Here is an 11,147-nt window from a genome sequence, read left to right on the forward strand (position 1 = left end):
TCACCGGATGCCCGCCCCCATCCGATCACATCACGGCTCAACTCACCCGGAAGACGGGCCCCCTCGCGGTGAACGGCAGCCGCGCGCCCTGCGGGATCAGATAGGCGTGCTCGCGCCGGACCCGCAGCACGTCGCACCAGCCGTCGGTGATGACCAGGACCGGCGCGGCGGGCGGGAAGTCGTCGGCGCGCTGGAGGAAATCGATGCCGGGCTGCAGGACGGTGCCGCCCCGGCCGTGCACCCGCACCCGCCCGGCGATCTCGGTGACCGGCACATAGCCGGCGTCGTGCGGTGCCGCGTCGCAGAACACCACGCGGGCGGCCGGTACGTCGCGGGCCTCGGCGTAGGAGGCGATGGCGCCGAGCGCCTTGCCGAGCAGGACGCGGTCCATGGAGCCGGAGGTGTCCAGGACGACGCCGAAGGTGCAGCGGGCGATCTCCTCGGGCGGGAAATAGCGCCCGGCGCGGGGGATGTCGGGGGTGGACGCCTGGCGCCGGGAGGGACGCGCGTACGACCGGAGCGGCTCGGGGCTCGGCACGAACTCGTCGAACCAGCGGGCGAGGCGGGCGTCCCAGGGCACCGGCGGGTGGCTGAGCGCGCGGATCTCCTGGACCAGGCCGGCGGGCAGGAAACCGCGCTCCTGCTGATCGTGCAGGTCCAGGCCCCGGGCGAGACCCCGGCGGTAGAAGCCGTCGAGGTCGACGCAGTCCCGGGGCGGACCGAGCGGGGCGCCGAGGACGTCGCCGAGCCCCTTGCCGCGCAGGGTGGCCAGCCGGCGCATCCGCCGGAGGTCGACGGCGATCCGGTCGTAGACCTCCTCGGCGGACAGGCCGGCGAGCTCCTTGTCGTATAGCAGGCCCTCGGGCATGGTGCCGACCCGCATCTCCTCCAGCCAGCCGTTGATGACGTAGTCGCAGGCGACGTTGAACAGGTACGGGTCGCGGCCGCCGCAGCGGTCGCCGTGGCGCAGGGCGGCGTGCAGCATCTCGTGCGCGAGGACGAACCGCCATTCCTCGTCGTCGAACCGCCGCAGCGGGTTGACGTAGATCTCGCCGGCCTCGGCGTTGACGGCGGCGACGGAGATGCCGTGGGCGCGGGCGAGTTCGGCGTCGGCGACGAGGGTGATGCCGGAGGCGATCCCGCCGAGCAGGGGGTAGGAGGAGACGAACCAGCTCAGCGCCCGCTCCCAGGGGCGTCGTGGGGCCGGCTTGCCGTCCAGGCTGTCGCGGCGGCCGCCCGCCATGTCCATCGCTGCGGACACCGTGCGGGTGAGGGCGGTGGCGAACGCCAGCTGGTGGTCCGGCGGCTGCCCGTACCAGCCGTGCCACTCCTGGAGGAACAGGTCCGCCTCGCCGGCCGCCGTGCCGCAGCGCTCGTACACGGCCGGGACGCCGTCCCGGCGCCAGCGGGCGGCGAGCCGCTCCTCGTCGCCGTCGGGGTAGGCGGCGGGCAGGTGGTCGGGCGCCGTGCCGATGGGGAAGCCGAGCAGGAAGCGGTTGACGACCACGCAGCGGGCGGCGAGCTCGCAGTGGTCCGGCTGCTCGCGCGTGCCCTTGGCGGCCGGGACATGGCCGAAGCCGAGGTGGAGGACGGCGTGCGCGAGGGCCCAGGCCCAGGCGTCCGGGTCGGCCATACGGTCCGGGTGGGCGTGCAGGACGGCCTCGGAGTCCACCCGCACCAGTCCCTCCCGGGGTGCGAGCTCGCAGTTCTCCCGGCGGCAGACGTCGAACTCGACGGCTGCCAGCGCCGGGTTGGCCCGCACCAGTTGCAGTCCCGCGTCGAACGCCTCCTGCGCGAGGTCGCGCTTCTTCGGTCCCTTCGTGCGGGCGCGGCTCACCGGCGCGCCTCCACCAGCCGGGGCATGTCGCGGGCCGCCTCGACGAGGAACCAGGAGGGCAGGACCGGGTTGCCGTCGCCGTCGGAGGCGATGACGGTCTGGGCGACCTCGACGGAGATCTCGGCGAGCTGCACCAGCAGCGACTTGGCGCGGTACGCGGTCTGCCGGCCGTTCGCCGACATGTGCTCCTTGGTCGCCGGGAGTTCCTTGACGAGGCGTCCGCGGAACGACTCGGCGAGGTAGTAGAGCAGGTCGCGGTCCTCCAGGCGGTGCGGCCAGCGGGCCTCGCCCTTGATGACGGCGTCGATGCCGAAGCGGCTGCGCACGATCTTGACGTAGCCGCAGAAGGCGGTGGCGTGCGCGGGGGTGAGCGTGCCGTGCGCGAGCACCTTCAGGGTCTCCTCGTCGAGGTCGCGGCCGAAGGAGTGCAGCGCGTCGGAGAGCATGTGCCAGGAGCGGGGGGTGGAGAACGGCTCCTCGGTCTTCGGCGGCTTGGACCACAGGTGGTCGGGGCGGTCGGTGAGGTGGTCGGTGATCCACGGGTGGATGCCGTTGTTCCCCGCCCACACCAGCCAGTCCTTCGGGGACGCCTCCAGGTGGACGTGGGTGAGGCGGTTGACGAGCGCGGAGGCGATGGGGCGGGCGAGCGCGTTGTCGGTGGCGCGGTTTCCGGCGCCGATGACGATGGAGCCCTTGGGCAGCTCGTAGTCGCCGATGCGGCGGTCCAGGATCAGCGAGTAGAACGCCTTCTGCACGTCCGGGGTGGCCGCGTTGAGCTCGTCCAGGAACAGGCAGTACGGCTCGTCACGGGCGATCGCCTCCGGCGGGCAGAACACCGAGCGGCCGTCCCGGATCTGCGGGACGCCGATGAGGTCCTCGGGGGCGAGCTGGGTGCCCAGCAGGCTCACGCACTCCAGCCCCAGTGACTCGGCGAACTCCCTGACCAGGGAGGACTTTCCGATGCCGGGCGCGCCCCAGAGGAACACCGGCCGCACGGTCGCGAGACCGAGCAGCAGCTCCGGGATGCGGGCGGGGGTGACGGTGACGGCTGCCTGCACGCAGCGACTCCAGGGGGGTGAGGAAGGAGTGGACACGCCCAGTGTGGGCCGCGGCGATCGCTCACGCAGCCGAATTTCCGGCGCCCGGCGGTGCGGTCAGGCCGCGCGTTCCCGGTCCGGCTCCGTCGGCACGTCCGCCTCGTCCGACTCGGTCAGCCAGCGGCGCAGCACCTGGTGGATCTGTTCGGCGCCGGCGAGGTCCGCTCCGCCGTGGACGGGCGCGGACAGCGCGAGCGGGGACAGCAGGAAGGGGCGGGACTGGGCGCCGCCGAGGCCGCCGTGGGAGCCGATCTGCTCCTCGAAGGCGAGGACCTCGCCGTCGGCGGGGTCGTGGAAGGAGTTGACCATGATGTCGGCGGTGTGCGGGAAGGTGTGGGTGCGGCGCACGACGTCGGCGGCGCCGGGGCCGAACGCGGCCAGCGGGCCGGGGTTGTCGTCCAGCTCGTCCAGCGGGATCTGAGCGCCGTACGCGCCGAGGACGACCCCGCCGTGGCGTTCGCTGCGGACGAGGAGGAAGCCGATGCCGGGGTGGTTGGCGAGGGTCGCAAGGAGCGCGGGGTGGCGGGCGTCGATCTCCTCCTTGGTCATCCGGTGCGGCACGTCCGGGAAGGAGACCAGGCCCAGGTTGCCGGAGGCGAGCACGACGGGTTCGGAGCCGCGGGAGGGGCGGTAGTGCCCGGTGCCCTCCTCGACGGGGATGCGCAGCGCCGCGCGGACCGCCGCACGGGCCTCGGCGCCGCTGCGGGTGCGCCCGGCGCGGCGCGGCACGGGCAGTCCGCAGCCGGCCCGCACCAGGTCGCCGAGGGTGAGCCCGTAGCGGGAGCGGAAGGTCTCGCCGGGGCTCTGCCCGTGGTCGGACAGGACGACGATCCGGTAGGGGCGGGGGGCGTGCTCGGCGACGTTCTCGATCAGGGCGAGGGCGCGGTCGAGGCGCTGGAGGACCTTCTCGGTGTCCCGGCTCGCGGGCCCGGAGTGGTGGGCGACCTCGTCGTAGGCCACCAGGTCCGCGTAGACGGCGGTGCGGCCGGCCAGCAGGTCGCCCGTCACGGCGGCCACCACGACGTCCCGTTCGACGACGGTCGCGAAGGCCCGTACGAACGGGTAGAGCCCGCCGCGCGAGACGCGCGGGCGCTGCTCCCGCAGCCGGGCCCGGGTGGACTGGCCGATCTCCCGGCCCACCTCGGCGACGAAGGACAGCGCGGTGCGCACGGCGTTGGCGGGGTCGGAGAAGTACGCGAAGTAGCCCGCGCGGGAGCGGGCCGCCGGGCCGCGGCGGCGGGTGGCGATGGAGAGCACCAGGGCCTGTTCGTCGGCGCCGCCGCCGAACAGGTTGCCGCGGCTGGCGCCGTCGTGCGCCAGCAGTCCGGCGTGGCCGGAGTACTCGATGGCGCGGGCCTGGAGTTCGGCGGCGCTGGTGGGCCGGTTGCAGACCATGACCTCGCGGCGGGCCTTCTCGTACCAGCGGAAGGCGGGGACGTCGTGGTTGCTGCCGTGCAGGATGCCGAGCTGGCTGGCGCCGGTCTGGCTGGACCAGTCGGTGCGCCAGGGGGTGAGGCGGTGGGAGGGGTGGTCGCCGCCGGTGCCGGTGCCGAGCCAGCGGGCGACGGTGGGCATCAGTCCCTTGTCGACGGCGGCCAGCAGTATGTCGTGGCCGACGCCGTCGAGTTGCAGGAAGACGGTGCCGGGGGTGGTGGGGCAGGGCGGGGCGGAGCCCCGTCTGCGGTCGGCGAGGCGGTAGAGGCGGCGGCGGTAGGCCTCGTCGTCGCGTACGGCGAGGGCGGCCCCGGTGGCGGAGGCGACGGCGGACATCACGGCGGCGACCACGACCGCCGTCTCCGGGGCGGCGGCGCCGCGTTCGACCGGTGTGACGTGCAGGGCCAGCCACAGCAGGGCGCCGTTGAGGAAGAACACCAGCAGGCCGAGGACGAGCGCCGGCACGAGCAGCAGCAGACGTACCAGCAGCGGCCAGACCAGGGCGGAGAGCAGACCGAAGGCGCCGGCGCCGAAAGCGGCGGTGACCGCGATGTCCGTGGCGCTGTCGCCGTCGGCCGAGCGCAGCCGGAAGTCGGGCAGGATGCCGGCGAGCAGCAGCATGGTGAGCGTGGAGACCGCCCACACGGCGACACTCCGACCGATCTGACTGGCGACCCGTCGCCACCGCTCGCCACCCACGCCCCGCACACCTCACGTCCCGGCCGACCTGGCCCTCTCCACCCTGTCACAACGGCCGGACGAGGCGTTTCGTCCCCTGCCGCGCGGGCCGCCGGCGGCTCAGCGGCCGTCGTACCCGGCCGTCGGCAGCGACAGCCGCCGGTGCACCCGGGCCTTCATCGCCGCGTCGTACGACGGTTCGGCGCGGCCAACCGTCTCCACCCGCACCCCGCGCCGCGCGCACTCCTCGGTGAACTCCTCCACGGAGGACAGCGCACGTTCCAGTACCCGCAGACTGGGCGCCACGAACAGATCGGCCCCGGGCCGCACTCCGTCCCACAGCACGCAGTGATCGGGACGCAGTCCCCGTACGAGGAGTTCCCGGGCCACCACATGGCCGTGCTCGGCGGCCCAGCGGGCGCACATGGCGTGCTGGCCGCGGGAATCCACCAGGAAGGGATCGGCGTCCAGTTCCTCCAGCGGCGTCAGACTCGCGATCGCCGTCACCCGCACCGGCCCCATGGCACCCCCCTCACCTCCGGTTTTCGCCGCCGACCCTACTCCTGCGCGTAGGCTTCGGGGAGTCGCACGAGGGAGGCGCGAAGGTGCCGGTGGAGGTCACGTGGTGGGGTCACGCCACCTGCACGGTCGAGGACTCGCGCACCCGTGTGCTCACCGACCCCCTGTTCGCCCGCCGGCTCGCGCATCTGCGGCGCCGGCGCGGTGCGGTGCCGCCGGCCGAGGCCCGGCACGCGGACGTGGCCCTGGTCTCCCACCTGCACGCCGACCATCTGCACGTGCCGTCGCTGGCCCGGCTCGCCCCGGGTACGCGCCTGCTCGTGCCCCGGGGCGCACAACGCGCGGTGCCGGGGCTGCGCCGGCTCACGCACCTCGGCGTGAGCGAGGTGGCGCCCGGTGATGTGACGACGGTCGGCGGACTGGTCGTACGGGCCGTGCCCGCGCGGCACGACGGGCGGCGGCTGCCGGTCGGGCCGCACCGCTCCCCCGCCCTCGGCTATGTCCTGGAGGGCGAGGCACGGACGTACTTCGCCGGGGACACCGGCCTGTTCGACGAGATGGCCAAGGAGGTCGGGCCGGTCGACGTGGCGCTGCTCCCGGTGGGCGGCTGGGGACCGTACCTGGGCGAGGGCCATCTGGACGCGGCGCGCGCGGCCGAGGCGCTGGCCCGGCTGGGGGCGTCCAGCGCGGTACCGGTGCACTACGGCACGTACTGGCCGATCGGGATGGATGCCGTGCGCCCGCACGAGTTCCACGCGCCGGGGCACGAGTTCGAGCGGCAGGCGGCCCGGCACGCGCCCGGCGCATCGGTGCACCGGCTGGGGCACGGGGAGCGCGTGCGCCTGGAGGCCGCGCGGTGATCCTTCCCGCCGCCCCGGGCCAGGCGGCCGGCGCGTCGCTGTCGTCGGTGGCCGCGCCTGCGGCCCTGCCCGCCGTGGCACCCGAGTTCACCCAGCAGGCCGTCGGCTATCCCTCGCTGTTCCTGCTGGTGCTGATCGGGGCGCTGGTGCCGGTGGTGCCGACGGGCGCGCTGGTCAGTTCGGCGGCCGTGGTCGCCTTCCACCGGGCGGCGCCGTTCTCGATGGCGCTGGTGTTCGTGACGGCGTCACTGGCGGCGTTCCTCGGGGACATCGCGCTGTACTGGCTGGGGCGGCGCGGGATGAGGTCGAAGAACGGCTCCCGCTGGCTGGAGGCGATCCGGGAACGCGCCCCGGAGGACCGGCTGGCGCAGGCGCAGCGGAAGCTGGCCGACCACGGGGTGGCGGTGCTGGTGCTGTCCCGGCTGGTCCCGGCCGGGCGGCTGCCGGTGATGCTGGCCTGTCTGGTCGCGAAGTGGCCGGTGCGGCGCTTCGTGCGGGGCAATCTACCGGCCTGTCTGGCCTGGGCGGCGACGTACCAGCTGATCGGGGTCCTCGGCGGTTCGCTGTTCGACGAGCCGTGGCAGGGCGTGCTGGCGGCGATCGTGCTGGCGGTGCTGATCAGCGTGGGCCCGGGCCTGTGGCGGCGGATGCGGGGGACGGCTGCGGGGTGAGGTGCGGGGGCGGCGTGCGGCCGGTGGCGGGTACCGGGCGGTCGGGTCGTCGGCTTCCCGGACACCGGGTTCGGGGGCGGCCGTTCTCATGGTCGACCCGGGACGCCGCGTCATCGAGGGGACTCCCGTCGCCGGGCCTCGTCACGGAGATCGTCGAAGACCGTTGTCAGCCGGGCCAACGCGCTTCGCACCTGCGGCAGTTCCAGGGGCGCGGGTGAACTCAGGCCCTCCGCGCGCAGTTCGGCGGTGTCGCCCAGCAGGGGGGCGGTGGACAGCCGTACGCGCGGTGCCTCGAGATCGTCGCCGAAGCGGTGGCCGCCCGGTGCGGGCATGCCGAGCCGGACGGTGAGGAAGTCCTCCAGTTCCTGGGCGTCACCGACGCCGTGCGCGCCGAGCGCGGGGGCCAGGGGGGTGAGGTCGGCATACAGGTGCCGGCCGCAGCGGGGAGGCAGGGCGAGGGCGCCCGCGGCGACGACGGCCCGGTGCGCGGCGGCGGCCACGCGCGCGTGCAGGCGTACGGCGGCGGCGACGCGCGCGGTGACCGGTTCGGGCTCGGACAGCGCGTACGCCGCCGCGGCGGCGACGGGGGAGGCGACGCGCGCGTCGAGCGCGGTGAGCACGTCGAGCACGCGCGCGTGGAGCGCGTTCCCGTCCTCACCCGCCGGGAAGCGGGCCACCGCCGCCGGCCAGCCCGGCGGGAGCAGGGCGCCGGCCAGGTCGGTGACGACGGTGACCCGGTCGGGCAGCATCTCGGCGGGGCTGAGCAGCACGGTGTCGTGCGGGTCGTGCAGGGTGTCGCGCCAGGTCTCGTCGCTGACCAGGTGCAGCCCTTCGCCGACGGCGGCCTCCAGGGTCTCGTGCAGCAGCTCGGGCGGGACGACGCCGGCGGTGGGGTCGTCGGCGACGGAGAGCACCAGCAGGCGTGGGTCGCCGCCCTCGGCCCGCAGTCGGCGCACGGTCTCCAGCAGGGCGTACGGGTCGGGGACGCCGCCGCTCTCGGCCGGGGCCGGCACGTGGAAGACGGGACGGCCGAGCAGGCGGGCGTAGGGGGCCCACCAGGCGGCACAGGGCCGGGGCACCAGGACGTCGCCGCCGAGGGCGGCGGTCAGCGCCACCAGCAGGGCGGGGGCGCCGGGGGCGACGGCCACCCGGTCGGGGGCGGCGGGCAGTCCGCGCCGGTCGCCGTAGCCGCAGGCCGCGTCCAGCAGGGCGGGCCCGCCGCCGACCGGGTCGGCGCCGCCGCGGGAGGCCGCGGCGGCGAGTACGGCGGACAGCTCGGGCAGGACGGGCAACCCGTCCTCGGGGAGCACCGGCCCGAACCGGACGGGGCCGTGACCTTCCGGATCCGTCCGCCGCATCCCTACCTCCGCGCGGTTCCCCGGCGTCGTGCCCGGCGCCGACTCGTGTTCCAGGTCCTGTCGTCACATCCCCGCCGTCCGCCCGGAAGGCGGGCGGACGGGGAGTTGACGACAGGCCCAAGCCAGTCAGTACCCAGCGTGCCGCGTGCCATGGGTACCGGGTGGATCGTGCTGTTCACACGTGGGGGCGGCCTGCGTCAGCCGTCCGCGCGGGTGGCGCGGTCCCGGTACACGCGGTGCGCGGCGGCGCCGAACGCGCCCGCGATCAGCAGCCCGCCGGCGGCCAGCGCGGGCACGGAGTCGGTGAAGGCGCCGCCCGCGCCGGCGTGGACGCCCTGGTGCGCGGGGGCGGTGGGGCAGGGGGTGCCTTTCGACTCGGTGGGCCTGGGGTCGGGGGTCTTGGAGGCGGTGGGCCTGGAGGCGGTGGGCCTGGGATCGGGGGTCCTGGAGGCGGTGGGCCTGGGCTTCGGGGTCTTCGGTTCGACGGCCTCCGGATCGGCGAGCTCCGGGTCGGCGGGGTCGCTTTCCTGGGGAGCTGGGATCTCCGCCCCGAAGCCGGGTCCGGCGTCGGCGTCGGCATCGGTACCGGCGTCGGCATCGGCATCGGCATCGGTACCGAGCTCGGCATCGAATCCGGCATCGAACTCGGCGTCCGGTCCGGTATCGAGTTCGGCGTCGAGTCCGTCCAGGGCCGTGCTCTTCGGTACGACCGCCTCGGGTCCGGCGGGTTCGAGGGCATCCGGTTCCCACTCGTGTTCCTCCGGCCGCGGGCAGGGCGAGTGGGAGGCGGTGCCCCAGGAGGCCCCGTCGTCCGAAGCGGTGCCCGCGAACGCGGCCGGTGCGAGCGCCGCGAGGGCGGCACCGGTGGCGGCGGCGAGGGACAGGGAACGGGCGGTGCGGCGCATGGTGCGGGCTCCTTCGAGCGACGGCGGGGGCACGGCGTGCGGTCACGCCCCACAGCCATCACAGCCCCGTCACCGCCGCACCGCTCGCCGCCGGACACCATTGGCGGGACCGGACTGACCCGTGCGGGTGAAGGACGGCTACGTCTCGTCGACGTCCCGCATGACCTGCTCCCGCACCCGGCCGCAGCAGCGGCTGATCAGGCGGGAGACGTGCATCTGCGAGATGCCCAGCTCCTCGGCGATGCTGCTCTGCGTCATGTCACCGAAGAACCGCATGTAGAGGATGGCCCGCTCCCGCTCGGGCAGCGCGGCCAGCCGTCCCTTGACGGCCTCGCGGTCGACCACGGTGTCCAGCGCCGGGTCGGGTGCGCCGAGTGCGTCGCCGAGCGAGTAGCCGTCCTCGCTGCCGGGCAGCTCGGCGTCCAGGGACAGCGCGGTGAAGCTCTCCAGCGCCTCCTGTCCGGTACGGACGTCCTCCTCGCTCAGATCGGTGTGCTCGGCGATCTCGGCCACGGTCGGCCGACGGCCGGAGACGGTCTGGGACAGGTCCTGGGAGGCGTGCCGGACGCGGTTGCGCAGGTCCTGGACCCGGCGCGGTACGTGCAGGGTCCACATGTGGTCGCGGAAGTGCCGTTTGATCTCGCCGGTGACGGTCGGCACGGCGTAGCTCTCGAACGCGTTGCCGAGCTCGGGGTCGTACCGGTCGACGGCCTTGACCAGGCCGAGCGCGGCGACCTGGCGCAGGTCGTCGAAGCTCTCGCCGCGGCTGCGGAAGCGTCCGGCGAGGCGGTCGGCCATGGGCAGCCAGGCCTCGACGATCTCGTCGCGGAGCGCTTCCCGCTCCGGGCCGGGGGGCAGTACGGCGAGTCTGTGGAAGGCGGCCGCGGTGTCGGGGGCGTCGTCGTGCGGGTGTTTCCCGGTCGCTCGGGTCGGCATGGCGCGTCGCAGCTCCCTCGGGGGGGGTGCTCGGGGACGGACGGTCACCGTGGCGAGCGCACCGGTCGGGGGACAGGTGCGCCCGGAGCGGCGTGACACCGCCTCCACGGACATGCCTCCTGTCCGAAGCACTGGACCCGCGCCTGCCCCCGCTTCACCGCCCCAAACTCCCCAGCCGGGTTTCGGGCGGATCGGCCTCGGGCGGTGCGGGCGGCAGCAGGAGTTCCTCGTAGCGGCCCAGCATCAGGATCACGCCGAGCATGAGGGGCGGGATGAGCACGGCGAGCACCGCCATGGCCTGTCCTTTCCAGGAGGCGCGTGGGGGGCGTGGGAATGCGGGTCTCCCGCCCTTCGGCGGCCAAACCCCGGGCCGTGACGATCCGGCACCCGAACCCCGGTGTCGCCCTCCGCTCCTCGGGTACGCGGTGCGCATCCCGAAGGATCTGGAGGGAGACATGCAGCGAGGCAGCGACCGGCTCAGCGTCCACCGCGACGACGAGATGAAACACGAACTGCAGGGTCTGCTGCGGTCCGGGCACCCCACCCGTACCGAGGAATGGCACGACCCGGAGCCGTTCGCCGACGACGACCCCGAGGTCGCGTACGGCCCGGTGACGCCGGGCCGTGGCCCGACGTCACTGGAGTCGGTGCGGCTGGAACTGGCCAGGATCCTGGGCCGCGGGGCGTTCCCCGCGGGTCCGCGCGAGCTGATGCGCGTCCTGGACCGGCGGTACGCGCCCGACACGCTCATCGAGGCGTTGGAGCGGCTGCCGCGCCAGGCCAGCTACAACAGCGTCCAGGAGCTGGCCGAGGCACTGACCCGGTCCCGGGAGACGGAGACCGGGATAGGAG

11 protein-coding genes are annotated in these 11,147 nt (G+C 74.7%); 3 read left to right on the forward strand and 8 right to left on the reverse strand.

Features of this window, described 5'->3' with window-relative positions:
* Positions 1–37 precede the first annotated feature (37 nt).
* The 4 genes from ACFXAE_RS24245 to ACFXAE_RS24260 form a co-directional block, all read right to left on the reverse strand.
* A complete protein-coding gene (locus ACFXAE_RS24245; protein ID WP_384718364.1) occupies positions 38–1,837 on the reverse strand; it encodes a hypothetical protein in 1,800 nt (599 codons plus the stop codon).
* Complete coding sequence (locus tag ACFXAE_RS24250) at positions 1,834–2,895, reverse strand: ATP-binding protein (RefSeq protein WP_384718366.1); 1,062 nt, start codon at positions 2,893–2,895, stop codon at positions 1,834–1,836. The genes ACFXAE_RS24245 and ACFXAE_RS24250 overlap by 4 nt, the downstream gene beginning before the upstream one ends.
* Positions 2,896–2,991: 96 nt before the next feature.
* Positions 2,992–5,076, reverse strand: coding sequence for a phage holin family protein (locus tag ACFXAE_RS24255; RefSeq protein WP_384718368.1), 2,085 nt, complete (start codon positions 5,074–5,076; stop codon positions 2,992–2,994).
* A gap of 90 nt (positions 5,077–5,166) precedes the next feature.
* Entirely contained in the window at positions 5,167–5,568 is a 402-nt protein-coding gene (locus ACFXAE_RS24260; RefSeq protein WP_384718370.1) for a hypothetical protein, read from the reverse strand.
* Between the two features lie 83 nt (positions 5,569–5,651).
* Between ACFXAE_RS24260 and ACFXAE_RS24265 the strand changes: the two genes are divergently transcribed.
* Together ACFXAE_RS24265 and ACFXAE_RS24270 are read left to right on the forward strand one after the other, a co-directional pair.
* Positions 5,652–6,425, forward strand: coding sequence for an MBL fold metallo-hydrolase (locus ACFXAE_RS24265; RefSeq protein ID WP_384718372.1), 774 nt, complete (start codon positions 5,652–5,654; stop codon positions 6,423–6,425).
* A 38-nt stretch (positions 6,426–6,463) separates the two neighbouring features.
* Positions 6,464–7,096, forward strand: coding sequence for a DedA family protein (locus ACFXAE_RS24270; protein ID WP_384718390.1), 633 nt, complete (start codon positions 6,464–6,466; stop codon positions 7,094–7,096).
* A 110-nt stretch (positions 7,097–7,206) separates the two neighbouring features.
* Here the strand turns inward: ACFXAE_RS24270 and ACFXAE_RS24275 are convergent, their stop codons facing one another.
* The 4 genes from ACFXAE_RS24275 to ACFXAE_RS24290 form a co-directional block, all read right to left on the reverse strand.
* Complete coding sequence (locus ACFXAE_RS24275; RefSeq protein ID WP_384718374.1) at positions 7,207–8,454, reverse strand: aminotransferase class I/II-fold pyridoxal phosphate-dependent enzyme; 1,248 nt, start codon at positions 8,452–8,454, stop codon at positions 7,207–7,209.
* Between the two features lie 197 nt (positions 8,455–8,651).
* Complete coding sequence (locus ACFXAE_RS24280; protein WP_384718376.1) at positions 8,652–9,359, reverse strand: hypothetical protein; 708 nt, start codon at positions 9,357–9,359, stop codon at positions 8,652–8,654.
* 138 nt (positions 9,360–9,497) lie between these two features.
* A complete protein-coding gene (locus ACFXAE_RS24285) occupies positions 9,498–10,295 on the reverse strand; it encodes an RNA polymerase sigma factor SigF (protein ID WP_384718378.1) in 798 nt (265 codons plus the stop codon).
* A 154-nt stretch (positions 10,296–10,449) separates the two neighbouring features.
* On the reverse strand, positions 10,450–10,590 hold the full coding sequence (locus ACFXAE_RS24290; RefSeq protein WP_384718380.1) for a hypothetical protein: 141 nt from the start codon (positions 10,588–10,590) through the stop codon (positions 10,450–10,452).
* Between the two features lie 160 nt (positions 10,591–10,750).
* On the opposite strand from ACFXAE_RS24290, the gene ACFXAE_RS24295 reads away from it, so the two are divergent.
* On the forward strand, positions 10,751–11,147 hold a 397-nt coding region (locus ACFXAE_RS24295; protein ID WP_384718382.1), incomplete at its 3' end, for a DUF2795 domain-containing protein.

It is taken from the genome of Streptomyces sp. NPDC059454 (assembly GCF_042749965.1).
GTDB lineage: Bacteria > Actinomycetota > Actinomycetes > Streptomycetales > Streptomycetaceae > Streptomyces.